Origin of the sequence: Cohnella lupini (assembly GCF_003386205.1) — a bacterium.
Classification (GTDB): domain Bacteria; phylum Bacillota; class Bacilli; order Paenibacillales; family Paenibacillaceae; genus Cohnella; species Cohnella lupini.
In genome coordinates, this window is sequence record NZ_QRDY01000006.1 from 95,810 (window position 1) to 115,512 (window position 19,703).

Annotated in this window: 17 protein-coding genes; 1 reads left to right on the forward strand and 16 read right to left on the reverse strand. The window is 52.4% G+C overall.

Annotated features, from left to right (window positions below):
- Nucleotides 1-93 precede the first annotated feature (93 nt).
- The gene (locus DFP95_RS12785) at nucleotides 94-294 is read right to left on the reverse strand and encodes a DUF896 domain-containing protein (protein ID WP_425453280.1); all 201 of its coding nucleotides are present in this window, start codon (nucleotides 292-294) and stop codon (nucleotides 94-96) included.
- Nucleotides 295-423: 129 nt separating this feature from the next.
- Nucleotides 424-825, reverse strand: a complete 402-nt coding sequence (yneA, locus tag DFP95_RS29375; RefSeq protein ID WP_245987625.1) for a cell division suppressor protein YneA — start codon at nucleotides 823-825, stop codon at nucleotides 424-426.
- Nucleotides 826-985: 160 nt separating this feature from the next.
- On the opposite strand from yneA, the gene lexA reads away from it, so the two are divergent.
- Nucleotides 986-1,609 (forward strand): transcriptional repressor LexA, encoded by a 624-nt coding sequence (gene lexA, locus DFP95_RS12795; protein ID WP_115993025.1) that lies wholly within the window; start codon nucleotides 986-988, stop codon nucleotides 1,607-1,609.
- A 155-nt stretch (nucleotides 1,610-1,764) separates the two neighbouring features.
- Here lexA and glnA read toward each other — a convergent pair whose 3' ends face one another.
- The 14 genes from glnA to mutS all read right to left on the reverse strand — a co-directional run bounded on the left by glnA (nucleotide 1,765) and on the right by mutS (nucleotide 19,557).
- Nucleotides 1,765-3,093 (reverse strand): type I glutamate--ammonia ligase, encoded by a 1,329-nt coding sequence (glnA, locus tag DFP95_RS12800; protein ID WP_115993026.1) that lies wholly within the window; start codon nucleotides 3,091-3,093, stop codon nucleotides 1,765-1,767.
- Nucleotides 3,094-3,124: 31 nt separating this feature from the next.
- Nucleotides 3,125-3,538 (reverse strand): MerR family transcriptional regulator, encoded by a 414-nt coding sequence (locus DFP95_RS12805; RefSeq protein ID WP_115993027.1) that lies wholly within the window; start codon nucleotides 3,536-3,538, stop codon nucleotides 3,125-3,127.
- A gap of 104 nt (nucleotides 3,539-3,642) precedes the next feature.
- Nucleotides 3,643-4,911 (reverse strand): methionine gamma-lyase family protein, encoded by a 1,269-nt coding sequence (locus DFP95_RS12810; RefSeq protein WP_115993028.1) that lies wholly within the window; start codon nucleotides 4,909-4,911, stop codon nucleotides 3,643-3,645.
- Nucleotides 4,912-4,946: 35 nt separating this feature from the next.
- The gene (gene hflX / locus DFP95_RS12815; RefSeq protein WP_115993029.1) at nucleotides 4,947-6,236 is read right to left on the reverse strand and encodes a GTPase HflX; all 1,290 of its coding nucleotides are present in this window, start codon (nucleotides 6,234-6,236) and stop codon (nucleotides 4,947-4,949) included.
- A 25-nt stretch (nucleotides 6,237-6,261) separates the two neighbouring features.
- Nucleotides 6,262-7,248 (reverse strand): AAA family ATPase, encoded by a 987-nt coding sequence (locus tag DFP95_RS12820; protein WP_115993030.1) that lies wholly within the window; start codon nucleotides 7,246-7,248, stop codon nucleotides 6,262-6,264.
- 74 nt (nucleotides 7,249-7,322) lie between these two features.
- Nucleotides 7,323-7,934, reverse strand: a complete 612-nt coding sequence (locus DFP95_RS12825; RefSeq protein ID WP_115993031.1) for a YdcF family protein — start codon at nucleotides 7,932-7,934, stop codon at nucleotides 7,323-7,325.
- Nucleotides 7,934-8,494 carry a ribonuclease FAU-1 family protein gene (locus DFP95_RS12830; protein WP_115993208.1) on the reverse strand — a complete coding sequence of 187 codons (561 nt, stop codon included), beginning with the start codon at nucleotides 8,492-8,494 and terminating at the stop codon, nucleotides 7,934-7,936. The genes DFP95_RS12825 and DFP95_RS12830 overlap by 1 nt, the downstream gene beginning before the upstream one ends.
- Nucleotides 8,495-8,672: 178 nt before the next feature.
- Nucleotides 8,673-11,189, reverse strand: coding sequence for a transglycosylase domain-containing protein (locus DFP95_RS12835; protein ID WP_181907385.1), 2,517 nt, complete (start codon nucleotides 11,187-11,189; stop codon nucleotides 8,673-8,675).
- A gap of 194 nt (nucleotides 11,190-11,383) precedes the next feature.
- The gene (gene hfq / locus DFP95_RS12840) at nucleotides 11,384-11,626 is read right to left on the reverse strand and encodes an RNA chaperone Hfq (protein WP_115993032.1); all 243 of its coding nucleotides are present in this window, start codon (nucleotides 11,624-11,626) and stop codon (nucleotides 11,384-11,386) included.
- Between the two features lie 30 nt (nucleotides 11,627-11,656).
- Nucleotides 11,657-12,646 carry a tRNA (adenosine(37)-N6)-dimethylallyltransferase MiaA gene (gene miaA / locus DFP95_RS12845; RefSeq protein WP_115993033.1) on the reverse strand — a complete coding sequence of 330 codons (990 nt, stop codon included), beginning with the start codon at nucleotides 12,644-12,646 and terminating at the stop codon, nucleotides 11,657-11,659.
- A complete protein-coding gene (locus tag DFP95_RS12850; protein ID WP_245987627.1) occupies nucleotides 12,639-13,409 on the reverse strand; it encodes a class I SAM-dependent methyltransferase in 771 nt (256 codons plus the stop codon). The genes miaA and DFP95_RS12850 overlap by 8 nt, the downstream gene beginning before the upstream one ends.
- A 2-nt stretch (nucleotides 13,410-13,411) precedes the next feature.
- Nucleotides 13,412-15,406: a DNA mismatch repair endonuclease MutL gene (mutL, locus tag DFP95_RS12855; RefSeq protein ID WP_115993035.1), complete on the reverse strand. Its 1,995-nt coding sequence runs from the start codon at nucleotides 15,404-15,406 to the stop codon at nucleotides 13,412-13,414.
- 36 nt (nucleotides 15,407-15,442) lie between these two features.
- The gene (locus tag DFP95_RS12860; protein ID WP_181907386.1) at nucleotides 15,443-16,867 is read right to left on the reverse strand and encodes a S41 family peptidase; all 1,425 of its coding nucleotides are present in this window, start codon (nucleotides 16,865-16,867) and stop codon (nucleotides 15,443-15,445) included.
- Nucleotides 16,868-16,869: 2 nt separating this feature from the next.
- Nucleotides 16,870-19,557, reverse strand: coding sequence for a DNA mismatch repair protein MutS (mutS, locus tag DFP95_RS12865; RefSeq protein ID WP_115993037.1), 2,688 nt, complete (start codon nucleotides 19,555-19,557; stop codon nucleotides 16,870-16,872).
- Nucleotides 19,558-19,703 lie beyond the last annotated feature (146 nt).

Consider the following 19,703-nt stretch of genomic DNA (forward strand, 5'->3'; position numbering starts at 1 on the left):
AATGTTCGACTGTCCGCCTAACACGTTCGGCGAACCTTCGTTAACTTTATGCAAAAAATCGGGTACTTTGTAGACCGCGATTCGTTGTCAACGTTAATGCTTTATTCCAGGTTCGTTATCGTTCGTATTTTCATCGACGATTTCTATACGATCAAGCTCCTGACGGAAATTTTGCTTGAAAATAGCTAGATATTGCCGACGCAGAACCTCGCGTTCTTCCAGTTCGCTTTCGGTCAATCCTTCGGATTTGTTTTTACGGGATAATTCGTTAATACGGCTAATCAATTTATCCATTTCCACCGTGATTTCACTCTCCTTTCATTACCTCCTCTACTTTGCCATTTCACCGGATAGGTTGTCAAGAAAAGCGAACGCACAAAAAAGACCGGGTTATCCCGGTCTGGAAAAGTTGTAAGATTAAGGTTAGGGCAATATCTTGCTCGGAATAATGATCGACTGTCCGGACTTAACGGCCGAAGAAGATAGACCATTACGTTTGGATATTAAATGAACGGCTTCACGGGTATCCATCTTGTCGGACTTATAAGTTCTGGCTAATTCCCAAAGCGTTTCTCCGGAATCGACTGAAATGACGATTTCCTCTGCCTTAACGGGAGCGATTTCGTTCGTAGAAGCAAAAGTATGCATAAGCGTGAATCCGCTGAACAGAAGAAGGAAAGCGAACAGAAAGAACAAGCTTCTAGCAAGCTTCAAATTGATCGTGGAAAAAGCACGATGAGTCTTAATACGCCCAGACTTATAAGGAGCAGATTTATGTATAGATGATACAGGAGCCGAGCCAACCGTTACCCATGAATGCACCATTAAGTTCACCCCAAACATTTGTTCTGGTAACATCGTAACACGAACGTATGTACCTGTCAACAAATATTGGAACAAATGTTCTGTAGAACGAATGTTTGTACGAACTCGAGTTCTGTGTTATAATTTGTCATCATGAACTTATACATAGGGAGGGCTTGGCGTGTCCAAGATGTCCAATCGCCAGAATTCCATACTCGAATTCATTAAGAACGAAGTACGCGACAAAGGGTATCCTCCTTCCGTCCGGGAAATCGGCGAAGCCGTTGGATTAGCTTCCAGTTCGACCGTCCACGGTCACCTGGACCGTTTGGAGAAGAAAGGCTTGATCCGACGCGATCCCACGAAACCTCGCGCAATCGAAATTCTCGGAGACGATGACGATTCCGTGTACCGGATTTCTTCTTCCGTTCGTCCCGTGCCTTTACTCGGGAAAGTAACGGCCGGAATACCGATCACCGCCACCGAGAACATCGAAGAGTATTATCCGTTGCCTATTAATATGGTCGGCGATCAACCGGTCTTCATGCTTTCCGTTATGGGCGACAGTATGATTGAAGCCGGAATTCACGATGGCGATTACGTAATCGTTCGTCAGCAGCCTACGGCCAATAACGGCGACATCGTTGTCGCAATGACGGAAGAAAATGAAGCGACCGTGAAGACCTTCTACAAGGAACGCGATCACATTCGTCTTCAACCGGAGAATTCCAGCATGCAGCCCATCCGCTTGCCGAACGTTAGCATTCTGGGCAAGGTCATCGGCTTAATTCGTTCTTTCATGTAACTTTCATTATGAACGGCCAACAAGGCAGCCTCCCCTTCGGGAGGCTGCCTTGTTTTCGTATCCAAGCTTATGCGGCGGAAATTACGAACAATCCGGGCCATCAACAAAAATCCCTCGGCATAATATCGCCGAGGGATTCGCTTTCTCTATATGGCTTAATACATCGTCAAATACTGATCGCGTTCCCATTGGTGAACTTGCGTCCGGTACATATCCCACTCGATTTCCTTAAGCTCGTAGAAATGGCTAAGAGCGTGATCGCCCAAAGCGTCGCACATCACGTCGTCGCGAAGCAACTCGGCCAATGCTTCCTTGAGGTTAATCGGCAAGCTCGGGATACCCGCGTCTTGACGCTCTTCTTCGCTCATCACGTAAATATTGCGATCAACCGGAGCAGGAATCGCCATTTTGTTGTTGATTCCATCTAAACCTGCCTTCAACATAACGGCGAGCGCTAAGTAAGGATTGGCGGCAGGATCCGGATTACGAACCTCGATACGCGTGCTCAATCCGCGCGATGCCGGAATCCGGATCATCGGACTGCGATTGCTTGCGGACCATGCCACGTAGCAAGGCGCTTCATAACCTGGCACAAGACGTTTGTAAGAGTTAACGGTCGGATTCGTGATCGCGGCGATTCCGCGAGCATGTCTCAGAATACCGGCCATATAATGGCGTGCGACGTTGCTCAAGCCCAGCTTGTCGTTCGGATCGAAGAACGCGTTCTCGTTTCCGCGGAACAACGATTGGTGGCAATGCATGCCCGAACCGTTCATTCCGAACAATGGCTTAGGCATGAATGTAGCATGCAAGCCATGCTGACGGGCGATCGTCTTAACGACGAGCTTGAACGTTTGAATCTGATCGGCAGCCTTGATAGCCGGCGCGTATTTAAAGTCGATCTCGTGTTGACCCGGTGCTACTTCGTGGTGGGACGCTTCGATTTCGAAACCCATTTCTTCTAGCATCAATACGATATCGCGACGGCAATTTTCGCCCAGATCCGTAGGAGCCAAGTCAAAATATCCGCCTTGATCGTTAAGTTCCATTGTCGGGTTGCCTTTATCGTCCGTTTGGAATAAGAAAAATTCCGGTTCTGGACCGACGTTCATCGTCGAATAACCAAGATCTTCGGCTTCTTGAAGCGCGCGCTTCAGAATGCCGCGCGGATCTCCGGCGAACGGAGTGCCGTCCGGCATGTAAATGTCGCAGATTAGTCGAGCAACCCTATTCTCAGTTACCCAAGGGAATACGACCCAAGTGCTGAGATCGGGATAAAGATACATATCCGACTCTTCGATACGAACATAACCTTCGATGGAAGATCCGTCGAACATCATCTTATTATCCAGCGCTTTTTCCAACTGGCTTACCGGAATTTCCACGTTCTTGATCGAACCGAGCAAATCCGTAAATTGCAATCGAATGAACCGTACGTTCTGTTCTTTGGCAATCCGGGTAATGTCTTCGCGAGTATAGGTCATGACAGCCTCCTAGAATGCATCTTATGGATTTTTATTTGTTTTTGAAAAACCGTGAAAGCTCGCCTTGAATCAAGGAAACCTGGCCTGGGCGTTTACCCGTCATTAGTTGTTGTTTAAGCATGCGATGAAGCTGCGAATCGCTCATTTCCCGTCTCTTGACCTCGGAAACTTCGTTGATGATCGTGCCGTCGTTCTCGTCTTCCCCAACCGGATTCATCACTTGCTTGATTCCCGCAATATTGACGCCCTTCTCGATCAAGGACTTGATTTCCATCAAGCGTTCGACGTCGTTAAAAGAAAACAAACGTTGGTTGCCGTCGGTTCGAGCCGGCTGAATCAGTTCGTGTTGTTCGTAGTAGCGAATTTGGCGGGCTGTCAGGTCGGTTAGCTTCATTACGATGCCAATCGGAAACAACGCCATATTCCTGCGAATCTCGTCGCCCATGTCATACCAACCTTCCAACTTAACTTGTTGTAATTGAAATCACTTTCATTGTACCCTTGCTACAAAAACATGTCAAGGCATGTAAGGTTTTCTCGCAATAATGTTCACAGATATCCGCGTTTTCGGAACTCCGCCAAAGCCTGTTTAACCGCAAACTTCACATGAGCGTACGTGAGGCCTCCTTGCATGTACGCTATGTACGGTTCGCGTACAGGGGCATCAGCCGACAGCTCCAAGCTGCCGCCTTGAATGAACGTACCGGCAGCCATGATAACCGGGTGCTCGTAGCCGGGCATGTCCCACGGCTCCGGTACGGCATGGGCATCGACGGCGGCTGCTTTCTGAATCGATTGAACGAAATGTATCAAGGGCTCGGCTGCTCCGAAACGGATGGCTTGAATAAGATCCGTCCGCGGGTCATCCCAGCGCGGATGCGTTTCGAAGCCAAGCTTCGCAAAAACCGACGATGCGAATACGCTCCCTTTAACGGCTTGTCCGACTAGCAAAGGCGCCATGAACAGACCTTGAAAAATCGACCTAGTTGTCCCGAGCATGGCTCCGACTTCCCCTCCGATCCCTGGTGCGGTCATCCGATAAGCCGCCAGCTCCACTAAGCGTTTCTTGCCGGCGATATATCCCCCGCTCGTGGCCAGTCCGCCTCCGGGATTCTTGATCAAGGATCCCGCGATCAGATCGACGCCCACTTCCGTAGGCTCTCTCTCTTCGGTGAACTCTCCGTAACAATTGTCCGCGAATACGATGCCTTCCGGACTCATGGACTTGATTCGTTCGACCATTTCCCCGATCTGGTCGACCGTGAAGGAGGCTCTCCATTCGTATCCTCTCGAACGCTGAATGGCGAACACTTTCGTACGCTCCGTCATCGCGGACGAAACGCCGTCCCAATCCACGTTCCCATCGGCGAGCAGTGGAACGAACTTCGTATGTATTCCCCAATCGGCAAGCGAGCCCAATCCGTCGCCCGGCTTGCCGATAACCTTGTGCAAAGTATCGTAAGGCTTGCCGGTTACGAACAACAGTTCGTCCCCCGGACGCAAGCAGCCGAATAGAGCCGCGGATATCGTATGGGTTCCGGATACCAGATGCGGTCTAACGATGGCGGATTCGGCGCCGAAGACGTCCGCGTACACCAAATCCAATACTTCCCGACCGCTATCGTTATAACCGTAGCCGGTAGACGCGGCGAAATGAAAATCGCTTACTCTATGCTTCCGGAAAGCTTGAATGACTTTCCATTGATTTTTCTCCGATATCCGATCCAGTAAACGGAATCGCGGTTCGATCTGAGCCTCTGCCTCTTCCGCCCATTGCTGCCACTGCCGTTCGAAATTCTCTTCTATGAGGTCCTGCATGTTGCTCTCCCTTTCGATGCTTTCAACGCTTCGATTTACTCCGCTACGCGGTAAGTTTCCAACGCATGGCCTGTCTTTTCCATGTCGGCGGGGTTCAGCCTAACCGTCAGAAGAAGCCAATCTTCCTCCGTCTCCTGTTCGACGACTTCGCCGACCCTGTACACGAGCGCGGCTAGATCACCTCGAGACGCCGGAATTCGGAAGTGCGCGACATCGCCGAGTATTCGATCCTCGATGGCTTCGCGCAGCTTCAGCAAGTCCTGTTCGACGAACGCGTTCACGCGAATCGTGTCCGCACCCCCGGTCAACATGGATAGTGCCTCTTCCGAGCCGAGATCGATCTTATTATAGACCAACAGCGTAGGCTTACCTCCCGCGCCAAGCTCTTGAAGCACTTCTTCGACGACCTTTTGTTGCCTGACTCGCATCGGTGACGACGTATCCACGACGTGAAGCAGCAGATCGGCTTCGCCGGCTTCCTCCAAAGTCGCTCGAAAAGCTGCGACCAGATCATGGGGAAGGTTCTGAATGAATCCGACCGTGTCCGTTAGGATGATCTCTTTGCCGCTTGGCAGGATCAGGTTTCTCGACGTCGGGTCGAGAGTCGCGAACAGCTTGTCTTCGACGAGCACGTCCGCCTCCGTTAATTGCCTTAGCAAAGTCGACTTGCCCGCATTCGTATAGCCGACAAGAGCGACTTGAACCGCGCCCGCTTTACGCCGGCGCTCGCGATGCAGATTGCGGTGAGCCGTTACCGTTTCGAGCTGGCGTTTAAGCTCCGTGATCCTATCCCGAATATGGCGACGGTCAGTCTCTAGCTTCGTTTCGCCCGGTCCGCGCGTCCCGATTCCCCCACCTAAGCGCGACAAATTTTTCCCGTGTCCCGAAAGCCTCGGGAGTAAATACGATAGTTGTGCCAACTCGACTTGCAAAATCCCTTCCCGCGTTTTCGCGCGGCCCGCGAATATATCCAAGATTAGCTGGGTCCTGTCAATGATCTTCATATCAAGCGCTTCTTCGAGATTTCTTACCTGCGCTCCGGATAACTCTTGATCGAAGATCGCGGTCGTCGCGCCGGTTTGTTCGGCCAATGCCCGAATTTCCTGCGCCTTGCCCTTGCCCACGAAGGTTTTCTTGTCCGGGACGTCGAGATTTTGCATAATCGTATCGATAACCTCGACGCCCGCGGTGTCGGAAAGCGATGCGAGCTCCTCTACGGAATGCTGCGGATCCGAACCCGACTTCTTGACTTTATCCGTTACCAAGCTAACGAGCAACGCTTTCTCCCTCTCGCTGGCTCCGGTTTCATATGTGCTTTGTCTCAATACACGACCCTCTTTCTCCTAATGCTTACAGAACTCGTACGTCTTCCGGGCGCAAAGCCATCAGTTCTTGACGACCGGGCGATCCGTTCGGATGCTGGCCAAGCAGACGAACCGCTTGATAACGGATAGCCCTCTCCAACACGTTGCGAACGTATCTGGCATTGCTGAAGTCGTAAACGGCTTCCGCCTTCTCCTGAGCCAGCAACTGCCTTAGCTTGAACAATGTCTGGGGAAGCAACGTATAATCCCGTTCCTTAGTCATCCCTTCTGCGATTTGAACAAGCTGATCGACGGTGTAATCGGGAAATTCCATCTGGATGGGAAAACGCGAAGGAAGCCCCGGGTTCGTCATCATGAACGTCTCGATCTCCAACGTATATCCCGCTAATATAAGCACGAATTGGTTTTTGTAATCCTCCATCGCCTTTACCAGCGTGTCGATCGCTTCCTTGCCGAAATCCTTTTCTCCGCCCCGCGCCAAGCTATACGCTTCATCCACGAACAGTACGCCGCCTAAAGCTTTTTTGACCAATTCCCTAGTCTTCTGCGCGGTATGTCCGATATATTCGCCGACGAGATCCGCCCGTTCAACTTCCACGAGATGACCTTTGGCGAGCAGGCCCATACTCTGGAACAGCTTGGCGAGCAGCCTGGCGACGGTTGTTTTCCCCGTTCCGGGATTGCCTTTGAAGATCATATGATAGACATGCGCTTGAGCCTGCAAGCTGGCTTCGCCGCGGTATTGCATGATCTGAAGCAGCGCGTATATCTCGTAGACAAGCTCTTTGATATTATCCAGCCCGACCATACGGTCGAGCTCCTTCTGCCATTCCGACCAAGGCCCGGATTGAGGCAGGGATCTCATACCGCCCGAGGTATCCGCGGCGTTCGCTCTCTCGGATGCCGCGTTATCTTGATCCGAATTGCGCAAGATGACGTTAATCTGACGTGAAGGTCTTTTCTGAGCGGCCGAAGCTTCCCTTGCGTTCGACGTACTCGCTTTAGCATTCATCAAGCTTCACCCCATATGGCTTGTGTCGACGAATTTGCCGCAATACCAATGTATTCCGATCGTCCGATCCATAGTCATAGGAACATTTTCGTAACCAACCATTTCGTGTAAGCCAATACTTCCCTTGTCTCATGATAAGACATTTTAAGCACCTTGGATCGCGTCACGCGAACTTGAACAGGGTCATAGTCCAATTTCCTGGCGATATCCGCCGCGCGGGAACCGTGATAATCGTGCGTCACGATCACTGACTTATGCCAATCGCGGCTTTCCATGATGTCTCGCGCGAAAAGGAGATTCTCGTATGTACTCGTGGACTTCGAATCCAAGAGTATGGACGACTCGGGCACGCCTTGCGCCATCAAGTAATCGCGCATGCCTTCCGCTTCCGTTAACGTCGCTCCGTTATCGTCGAGTCCGCCCGTAACGATGAAGCTCTTGAAAACTCCCGAGCGATAGAGCTCCAAGCCGAGGTCCAACCTCTCTCGCAACCCCGGACTAGGCGCATTATTCCATAAGGTCGCGCCCAGTACGATTCCCGCATCGGCACTAACGGGAATATCTGCTTTCGGTGTTCCTTCGTATCCCGATATGATCAAATACAGTACGAAACACCAGATGGCCAGAGCTAACGCCCCGGCCGTCGCTAATCCTACCCATACCCGGAGCCGTTTGAGCCGCTTCATCAAACCAGTCCTTTTTCCCAGCCGAGCTTATCCAGCAACAATCGTCTGTGCGTCAGGCTCAAGTCGAAATAAGGAAACTTGTTCTGATTAATTAACTCCATTAATCGTCCGGCCGTTTTCTGCGCCATCGCGGAATCGCGGGGCGTGATCTGCCCTTCGTCCAACGCTTCCTCCAGCTCGTCCTCATCCAACAGCAATTTCTCGCCCGTCGGCAAAACCACGATATCCAAGAACAAATCATCGAACCACGGAACTTGTTGATCCGTCAGCCCTTGTATTTTGCAAATGTCGATATACCATTGAACGACTTGCCCCTTGTCGTCGAACATCGTCGTCACGACGAAGTGCTCGCCTCGCGGAAAATGCTGCATCCATAGGTAGCCGCGATCAGCCAAGCACATCCGGCGTCCGTTATATTCCTTCCATAAGGGATCTCGCAGCTCGTGTATTCGGTACAACGTCACGAAACCTCTGAAATGAGGCTCATCCATCGGAATGCAGGCATAGCTCTTCTTCAGTATCCTCCGCCAATTGGCTCGATCCGAAAATTTACGTTTCATCACGACTTTCCTTTCCGTCCGTCCAACGTTAGTAGTAAACCCGCGTTGCCCGCAGGGCAACTCAATATAATGAAAGCTTACCACAAGTTGCCTTCTCGAACCAGTTGGGCCGTCCTCCGTTAAAAACGGAAAAGCAGCTAAGCGGGTGCTTAGCTGCTTGAGGTCGATTCTAGAGCGTTTAAGGCGTAACGCCGTCTACCGGAGGGACATCGACGCCATCGCTCGGCGGAGGGCTAAGCGACGGATCCGGAGTCGGTTCACCCGACGGCGGAAGCGGCGGCGTTGGAGTCGGCGGTGGCGTTGGGGTCGGATCGCCGGGAACGACAATCACGATAGGGGTTTCGGTCGGCTCTCCAGGTTCCTCGGAATTGTCCGGAGGAGGGGTTTCCCCGCCTTCCTCAGGTGGAGGAGTAGGCTCCATTCCGGTCGTTATCGTCACCTTCAATTTTTCCGAAGGCTCGCTTTCCAATTTCTTCGAGGCTTGGTAAGCCGTTACGTAATACGTAAATGTTTGATCCGGCAGGATAGCTAAATCGTCATGCGCCGTTTCCGCCGTTTCGGCCAGCAATTTGAATTCCGATTCCGCGTCTTCCTTGCGGTAGATTTTATACGTTATGCCTTCTCCTTCTACGGGAGCCCATGTCAATTCGACGGATACGAGTTCCGGCGAATACGCGGCGACCAACCCGGTAACGCCCGGGAGCTTCGGCTCCTGCTCTTCTTCCTGTAAACCGGAGGGCTTGGGGAAGTTCTGAAGCTTAACGCCTTCCAGAGCCTTGGACATGACCGCGGAGAACATCTTCGCCGTCAATCCGCTGCTATTGTCCAACAAGTGATCCTTATCCGTAATATCGTAACCGAACCAAACCGCCGCGGTCCATTCCGGAGTAAATCCGACGAACCAAATATCGCGGTTTTTGCCTGTCTTGACTCCCGAGAGACCGGCTTGAGTCGTTCCGGTCTTGCCGGCGAGCTGATGTCCGCCGAAGCTCGCGCTCGATCCGGTACCGCCTTTCGTTACGACGCCTTTCAGCAGCTCCGTCACGTAATATGAAGTATACTCGTCCATGACCTGCTTAGGTTTAGCATCATCGTATTCATAGACGGTATTGCCTTTGCTGTCTTCGATCTTAAGGATGCTGTGCGGATCCTGCAGCTTCCCTCCATTCGCGAATGCGCCGTAGGCCCTAACCATTTGCAACGGAGTGACGCCGTGGACCAACCCGCCTAAAGCGGAGGACAAATTGCGATCTTCATCACCCAGCTTGATTCCAAGCTTCTCGGCGAATGCCATTCCTTTGCCGATTCCGATTTCGTTGAGCAGCCATACCGCGGACACGTTGCGCGATTCTTTAATGGCTTCCTTCATCGGAATGGCTCCTTTATAACCGTTCGTATTCGAAGGGCAATAACTGCCGTAGCATTTCTTAACATCCTGAACGATTGACCAGGGGAAGTAATCTCCCGTCTCGATGGCCGGACCGTAATCCATGATCGGCTTGAACGATGAGCCGGGCTGCCGCTGCTTGGTTACCCGGTTCCAACCCTGGCTCTCGTAATCGCGACCGCCGACCATCGCGATCAACGAGCCATCGTGCTGATCCATGATGACCATGGCTCCTTGGACCGGTCTGTCGTCCACGCTTTTCTCGAATCTATCGTCTTTGGCGAACTCCGTCTCCATTGCCGTCTGCGCCTTCGTGTTAATCGTAGTCGTAATCGTAAGTCCCGCGCTAAGCAGTTCCTCCTCGGTTAAATTAGTTTTATCCATCGCTTCTTCTACGACGTAGTCGGTGAAAGTCATATATTTAGCGCTTTTTCCGGTCGAAGCGCTTGGTTTGTAGTTGATTTTGGCGGCTGCTTCCTTCTCCTCCTCGGAGATCAAGCCCTGATCGGCCATCAGCTTAAGGACTACGGCCCTGCGCTCCATCGATCTCTCGGGATTGGAAATCGGATTATAATTGCCTGGCGCCTTAGGGATTCCCGCCAACGTCGCGATCTGCCAAAGCTTTAATTTGTTCAGATCGGACACTCCGAAGTAATATTTAGCGGCGGTTTTCACTCCGTACTGCCCTTTGCCGAAGTAAATCCGATTTAAGTATAGCTCCAGGATTTCCTGCTTGCTCTTCTGTTGCTCCAGCGCCAATGCTATGGAAGCCTCTGTTCCTTTACGGAAAACCGTCTTGTCCGCGTTCAGGAAAAGGTTTTTGGCCAATTGCTGCGTGATCGTGCTCGCGCCTTCGACGGCGCTTCTAGCGATAACGTCCTTCACCAGCGCACGACCTATTCCAAGCAAATCGACTCCGCTATGCTCGTAGAACCTTTTATCCTCCGTCGCGACGAAAGCGTCCTGGAGCATTTTCGGTATATCCGCGAAAGGCACGAACTCCCGATTGCCTTCGGAAACGTATAGCTTAGCGACTTGATTGCCCTTGCTGTCGACGATAATGGACGCTTGATCCAAATTCATTTTATTGATATTCGTGCTTAGTATACGTTCGCCATTCAATATTACCAATAGATATCCGACTACCGCGCATACGATCGCGAATAGCGCTACGAAGAACAACCATATCAGCGCCGTCCGTTTGCGACCTTTGCGGGGCCCTTTTCCTTTACCCTTGCCCTTGGCTTTAACGCCTTTGTTTCCTCTACCGGTAGTGCCAGTATTGCCGTGAATTTCAGGTTGATTCATCTTGTTCTCCCCTTCTATCCAACTCTCTCTAGTCTATAACTTACCCAAGTTGAACTTCTTCACCCGATAACGACTCGCGGTGTCCATAAAGAAAGAACAACCCGGTAACGGGTTGCTCAAGTTCCGGCCTATTCTGTTAGACGTTCGTCGCTAGGGAAAAGTTTCACGAATCAGCACCCGGAAGGGTTACCGAATCAGTTGTCAGATCCGCTATCCTGCTGCATAAGGGAAACGTTGCGTTGCGGCATAAACGTGCTGATCGCATGCTTATATACCATTTGCTGACGTCCCTCGCTGTCGATTACGATGGTGAAGTTGTCAAAGGCGCGGACAACGCCGCGGATTTGAAACCCATTGGTCAAATAAACAGTGACCGGAATGCTGTCTTTGCGAAGTTGATTGAGAAAGGTATCCTGGATGTTAATGGACTTGTTCATTGGCCGTAAACCCCCATCGCCACAAAATATTTATGAACAAATATATTCAATATCAATGGCAAACTTTCCTGCTATTATAGCACAGATCCGATTGAAAAGGTCGCTGTTTTTTGAAGGGTCTCCAACATCGACCCATTCCAACGACTTCATATGCCTAAACCAACTGAGTTGACGCTTAGCGAAATGCCTGGTGTCGCGCTTCAAAATCTCTATTGCTTCTTCGTATTTCGCCTCGCCTGACAGGTAAGAGACGATTTCCTTATAACCTAACCCGCGCATCGATACCGCATCGCTCGGGACGCCTTCGCGGAGCAAATTTTCCACCTCCGCTACCAAGCCCGAAGTCATCATCGCGTCTACTCGTTCATCGATGCGCTTGTATAATTCCGACCGGTCCATCGTTAAACCGATGATGCATAATCGGTATGGAGATTGCTTATCGTCGCCGCGCGATTGATCTTGCTGCTCGGATAACGGCTTGCCGGTCAGCCGGTATACCTCCAAAGCCCGGATGACCCTTCCCTCGTCGTTGCAATGAAGCTTGGCCGCCGAGACCGGATCGATCTCGCGCAGGCGGTCGTGAAGTGCTTGCGCTCCTTTCTCTCGGGCGAAGTTCCGCATCTCCGCCCGGAACGCCTCGTCGGCGCCGATGTCTTGGAAGCGAAATCCGTAGCAGACGGATTCCACATATAATCCTGTACCCCCTACGATGAACGGTAAACGTCCTCGAAGATGGATATCTTGAATTTTTTGCGTACATAAACTTTGAAATTCCGAGACCGAAAACGGATGCTCCGGCTCGCGGATATCGATCAGATGATGAGGGATTCCCTCCCTCTCGTCCGGCATGAGCTTGGCTGTACCGATATCCATTCTGCGATACACCTGCATAGAGTCCCCGCTTATGATTTCCGCGTTTAACGCTTTTGCCAGCTTCAGACTCAGCGCCGTCTTGCCAACGGCTGTAGGACCGACCAGCACGAGCAGCAAGGGACGATCGTCTACCGATGCTTCATTCAATTTCTATCACTCCGTATGCTACCGCGGAAGAGGAGGATCGGGCCAAACGAAATCCCAGCCTATCGAACCGTCCGCTATCGCGATGATCTTTAAGCACGACTTTCTTGCGGGCGATGCGGATCGCCTCCCGTACGGATTCCTCGGACAACGGCTCACGATGGGCTTGGGAACGTAACGGAATTATGGAGTCCGAGGTTGTCACCGGTCTCTCGAACATGGGATCGAAATACACGATATCTACGCTATTGTCCTCCATTCGGGTCATGGATTGTTCATTGTTGCCATATACGGCTTTAATAGAACGCATAGCCTTATCGATCTCCGGGATCCCTGTTTCATAGCTTTGCAAGCCTTCCCTTACGATCGCGTGAAGCACTTTGGAAGCTTCCAGGGCGATTACGCTGCCCCGTTCCCCGACCTTGTAGCTGAACACTAACGAATCCGAGCAAAGCCCGGCGGTGCAGTCGAGCACCGTATCCCCTTCGGAAACCCCCGATACGGTCACTAGCGCGTCGGTTCCTCCGGCCATTAACCTTTTGAGCCTGACGAGGGCCATGCTCGGATGAAAATAGAACGGCTTCAGTCCTTCGAGCATCAGCCGGATATCGCGCGGACCGACTATGGCGACTTCTTCCGTATCCCATTTCTCGTGCATGAACTTAACGGTCCGGTTACGACGTTCCGCATAAGGAGCTTGCAGCTCGTCCGCCAGACTTCTCGCCCGATCGACGACCTCCTTCGATGGGCTTTCCGACGTTGTCACGATCAAGACGTCACCCGCTTAAACATCTTTTCGAGCTCGTACGTGCTGAAGCTGATCACGATAGGACGCCCATGAGGGCACGTGTAAGGTTGCCGGCATGTACCGAGTCTCTGCAGCAGTTTTTCCGCGGATTCCCGCGTCAACGCTTGGTTCGCCTTTATTGAAGCTTTGCAGGAGCACATAATGGCTGCTTTCTCTCTCAGAACGTGCAGGTCGACGGATTTCTCCTCTATGACCCATTCCGCCATCTCGCGAACGATAGCGGCCTCGTCGCCGGAGGGAAACCAATGAGGGACTGCCCGTATGATAAAGGTATTGCCGCCGAAATCCTCCATGTATACTCCCGCGGTTTGAAAAGTTGCCAAACGGCCGCGAAGAACGACGCTTTCGTCCGGAGCGAATTCCAGCGTAACGGGCAGCAGGAGCTCTTGGCTGGCCTCTTCGGGGTGTCCGAATTTGTCGTAATAGTATTCGTAATGGACGCGTTCGTGGGCGGCATGTTGATCGACGAGATATAAACCGTTGATGTTCTGGGCCACGATGTACGTTCCGTGCAATTGGCCTATCCAACTGAGCTCGGGAAAATCCGGCACCTGCGGTTTAACTTGCGGAGCTCCGAAAGCGGTTTTCCATACATGCTCCGGCACCTTCTCCGGCTCGGTTTTCTCTGCCCATGAATTCGCGTTGCCGGAGGCGTAAGTCTTACCGGCTTGCCCGAAAGACTTGTCTCTCGCAGGAGAACTCGAGGAATCGGATACGTAAGAATCTCTGAACGGAAAAGAAGAAGGCTTATTGTGCGCCGACCGTTCGAAAGACGTCTTATCGTTCGATGCATGGTCGTAGCCGGCTTTCGTCTCCGCGATTAGCGGTTCCGCCAGCCTCTGAACCGCAGCCGCAAGCTCCGCTTGAGCAGACTCCGGCTCGGACTCGGGAACCTGGAAGCGGATTTGATCCTGGACCCACGTATTCGCTTTCGGCGTTCGGACCGACGTTCCGGAAGGAATATAAGCTTCGGACCCCAGCGCTTTCTTGACCGCGCTCTCCACGAAGCTCCGCAGTTCGTTCTCCTTGCTGAACCTCACCTCCAGCTTGGCGGGATGTACGTTTACGTCCACGAGAGTAGGGTGCATTCTCAAGTCCAGAACCGTAAGAGGATACCGGTGCAGCGGAAGTAACGTATGATACGCCTGCATTAGCGGCTGAACGACTGCTTGGCTGCGGACGTATCGGCCGTTGACCAGGACGGTTACCGCGTTGCGGTTAGCCCTTGTCTCGATCGGCATCGCCGTCAACCCGATAATGGAATAATCGGGATTATCTTCGCGAACTTCTATCATCGCTTTCGCCGAAGAGGTTCCGTAGATCGCCGCGACGACCTGGCGCAAATCTCCGTTACCCGGGGTTCGTAAAAGCACGTTGCCGTTGTGGGAGAACGTAAAGGCGATATCAGGACGCGCCAATGCCTGGCGATAGACGACGTCCGACAGATGGCCGAGCTCCGTCTGGATCGTTTTCATGTACTTCAGCCTGGCAGGCGTATTATAAAACAAATCCTTTACGATCATTTCCGTCCCTTTGGGAGCATTCGTGTCCCTGTTAGCCAGAAGAGTTCCGCCCTCGATCTCGACCACACGACCCAAACCGCTATCGTCGGTCGCGCTGACGCACTTGACCTTGGCGACCGCGGCGATACTGGGAAGTGCTTCTCCGCGGAATCCAAGCGTGGAAATCTGAAATAAATCTTTTCCCGTTGCTATCTTGCTTGTCGCGTGGCGCTGAAAGGCTAGCAATAAATCGTCGGACTGAATCCCAGTTCCGTTATCGGCCACGCGCAACGAATTTAAGCCGCCCTCTTCAGCGGATACATCAATGCGGGAACTGTCGGCATCCACGGCGTTCTCGATTAATTCCTTCAATACGGAAGCCGGCCGTTCTACCACTTCGCCGGCAGCGATTTGGTTGGCTAGATGATCGTCGAGAGGACGAATGATTCCCATTCCTATTCGCTCTCCTTTCGGGACGGTTGCGTCCGGTTAAATGGCAGTAACAAGCTTCAAGCCAACCGAACTAGCCGTATAGGCAACGCCCGAGAAGCTTTTTTTCAACATTCTAACGTCGATGCTGGATACCCCGTCCTTGATTCGGACGTGATAATCGTTCGTCGGAAGCGCCAGGACTTCGCTTCCTCTTGCTAAGGTATAAGATCGGGACTTCGAGTCGTAAGTCAGCTTAGCTCCGAGTGCGGAAGCCGCCAGCTTTAAATTGACGAACCATATCGTGCGATCCTTCCATAAGGCATCGGTTAGCGATACTCGTACGCCATTAATTGCTACCGCGCCTTTATCGGACGTTACCGTAACCGCATTGCCGCCGGCCATTCGGTAAGCTCCAATCAATTGTTCGCCCGCTCCGTTAATGTAAAGATCGGGAACCAATCCGATTTTGTCCACTTTCCGGCCAGTAGGCGTGTAATATTCTTGCACGGTTACTTTAAGCATGCCTCCGCTCTTCACCGCCAGGAGGGATTGGACGACGCCTTTGCCATACGTTCTAGTGCCTACGAGCTTTGCGACCCCGTAATCTTGCAACGCACCCGATAACAATTCAGAAGCGCTTGCCGAATTTTTGTTCACCAGCATGTAGAGCGAGTACGGTTTCGTCGACCCGTCTAATTCCAACGGGTGATCGTTGCCGTCCCTATCTCGCATATGGGCGAGAACGCCTTTCTCGACGAACAGGTTCGCGATGGCTTGGGCGGCATCCACGTATCCTCCGCCGTTGTCGCGCAGATCGAACACCAACGACTTCAAGCCGTTTTCCTCCAGTTTAGCCAATTGCCGTTCCACTTCGTTCGCCGAGTCGGATGTAAATCCGGACAGCGCCAGATAACCGATACCCTCCGATAGCATTCGGGTCGTGACAACGGGAATTTGAACCGCTCGTCGTTTCATTTCAAACTCTAAATCAGAGCCGTTCCGCGAGACGCTAAGAGTAACGCTCGTCCCTTCGAGGCCGCGAAGCGCCTCTTGGATGTCCGTGACGGATTTTCCCTTGAGCGAGTTGCCGTTAGCCCCGACCACCTTGTCGCCGGATAAAATACCGGCCGCTTCGGCCGGACTTCCCGTTATCACTTCATCTACGTAGACGGAACCGTCAGCATCGGCCATGACGATACCTACGCCGACGAATTTCTGCTCCAATACGGAATTGAAAGAATCCCACTCTTCATTATCGAAATATTGCGTATAAGGATCGTGCAGGGAATCGACCATCGCGTCGATCTCCGGCTCGTTCAAGTCGTCATCGTCCGGTTTGCTTAGATGATATTGCTCGAGCAACTCTCGAACCTCTTCGACTTGATCCGCGCTCGCTCCGAGAACGTTCGGAGCATAAGCGCCGAGAAGAGCCAGCGCTAGTAATAACGACAGGATGAACTTAAATCGCTTGAATGGATTCATGGCTATTCCCCGCTTTCCGTCAATTGGTTTCGCGCGTCGTTTAACCATTCCAAGGCTTGCATCGGCGTCATTCTCATGACGTCTAGTTTGCGCAGCTTATCGAGCAGCTTATCGTTCGCGGTAGACTTCGAAGTTGGTTTGGGCGTCGGCGCCGATTCGGCGAACATGGACAATTGTTCGACGCCTTTCCTAAGGACCGAAGGCACCTTGTCCTCGAGAACGTCCGTCGAACTCGCGTACGCGGCTGCAGTTTCCTTGACTGCCGCATGCGCGCTAACCGCCGCCGCCTGTAGTGGCGATCCGTTCTCGTTCAATAGCGTATAGGCACGGGACACGATCGTCTCCGGCAAACCGGCAAGCTGAGCACAATAAATTCCGTAACTGGAATCCGCGGCACCCGGTACGAGCTTGCGTAGGAACGTCACTCCTTCCGCGCTTTCCTTGACGGCCATGCATCCGTTACGAAGACCTTCTAGAGAGCTTTCCAGATGCGCCAGCTCGTGGAAATGCGTGGATACGAGCGCTTTGCAGCCAATATGGTTATGGACGTATTCGATGACCGATTGGGCGATCGCCATTCCCTCGTCGGTTGACGTCCCCCGGCCGAGTTCGTCGATGATGATCAAGCTTCTGGAGGTCGCTTGCTCCGTCATCACTTGGATATCCTTCATTTCCACCATGAAAGTGCTTTGCCCGCCTACCAAATCATCGGCGGCTCCGATCCGCGTGAAAATCCGGTCTACGAATGGCAATACCGCTTTCCTCGCCGGTACGAAGCATCCGATCTGCGCCATGAGACAGATCATAGCGACCTGTCTCATGTAGGTGCTCTTCCCTGCCATATTCGGCCCCGTTATGAGAAGAATCGAGCCTTCGGAAGCCGTAAGCGAGGTTTCGTTGGCGATGAATACGCCGTTCTCGTTCACGGATTCGACGACCGGATGACGACCTTCCTCGATCGTCAGATCGTAACCGTCTCCATCCGTCCAACTCGGCCTCGTATATCTGCGCTCGGCGCTGGCTTCGGCGAAAGACTGGAGAACGTCCAGCGCCGCAACGCTTTCCGCTAAACGCTGAAGCCTCCCCATCTGCGCGGCGATGCTATCGCGCAATGCGACGAAACGTTCGTATTCCAGGTCGAACATGCGATCTTCCGCTTCCAGGATGAGGGCTTCCTTCTCCTTCAGCTCCGGAGTCACATATCTCTCGGCGTTGGCCAAAGTCTGCTTTCTCTCGTAACGTCCTTCCGGGAGATTAATCAAGTTCGAACGGGTGATTTCCAAATAATAACCGAATACTTTGTTAAAACCGATTTTCAAGGATTTAATGCCCGTCGCTTCCCGCTCCTGGCGTTCCAACTCGGCAATCCACTGCTTTCCGTTCTGGCTTGCCTCGCGGAGCTCGTCCAGCTTGGCATCGTAGCCGGGACGAATGATTCCCCCGTCCTTCAAGGAAACGGGAGGCTCTTCCGCGACGGCTTGTTCTATAGCTTCGGCGATGTCTTCGCATGCATCCATTCCGTCGGCAAGCGTCCGCAATGGCGATGCTTCTAGCGTGCTGCATAATCGTTGGATCGACGGAATGCGCTTCAACGAATTTTTCAGAGCGTTCAAGTCTCTGGCATTCGCCGTTCCGTAAGCGATTCTTCCCGCAAGCCGCTCGAGATCGTACACTTCGCCTAGCTCGTCCCGAAGCTCCTTGCGCTTGATCAGGTCACGGTTGAGCGCTTCGACGGCGTCCAATCTGCGTTCCGCTTCCTCGCGGTTCAGCAATGGCTGATCGATCCAACGCTTCAACAATCGCGCGCCCATGGCGGTTCTGGTGCGGTCGAGCAACGATAACAACGAACCTTTGCGCGAACGGTCGCGAACGGTTTCCGTCAACTCCAGATTCCGTCTGGTGAATGCGTCGAGAGACATATACGATTCCGAATCATAGGCTTTAACCGACCGCAAATGCACCAGCGAACGCTTCTGAGTCTCGTCCAAATAAGCAATTAAACGGGCGACGGCCATCCGCCGAACGGGCTCGTGAGCGTTCCACGACTCTTCGGGGAATTGTTCGGATAGCTTGGAGAAGTCCGTCTCCTCACGAACGGTCGTCAACATCGATTTAGAAGCGATAGGATTTACGTCGTTATGTATGGCGGCAATCGATGCCTCGTCCCCGACCGCTTCCGACGGACGGTACACGTTGATCATATTTTTGACCGTTTCGCGTGAATCCGCGAACGAAGTTACGTACAGCTCCCCTGTCGTCAGGTCGCATGCCGCGATTCCGAATCGTCCGTCTTGACTGGCAGCACCCACAATAAAATTGTTCGAAGAGTCGCCGAGCATCTTCGAATCCATGACCGTCCCGGGAGTGACGATGCGCACGATCTCTCGTTTGACTACGCCCTTCGCGCTGGCCGGATCCTCAACTTGCTCGCACACGGCGACCTTATAACCTTTGTCTATCAACCGGGCAATGTAACCTTCCGCCGCGTGATGGGGAACTCCGCACATCGGAATCCGTTCCTCTTGGCCGGCTCCGCGCCCCGTCAACGTAATCTCTAATTCGCGCGATGCGGTAATCGCGTCCTCGAAGAACATTTCATAGAAATCGCCAAGGCGAAAAAATAGCAAAGCGTCCGTTGCGGTCGCCTTAACCGATAAATACTGCTCCATCATGGGGGTATATCCAGCCATGGGTCTTCCTCCTACTATCGTAAACAATGCAAAATGAGTTCAATAACTCATTATAGCAAATGTCGGAAGATTTCCGAAACTAAGTCTCGAAGGGGAACCAGCCGGTTAATTCACGCAAAATCTCAATCTTACCGGGCAATCTACTA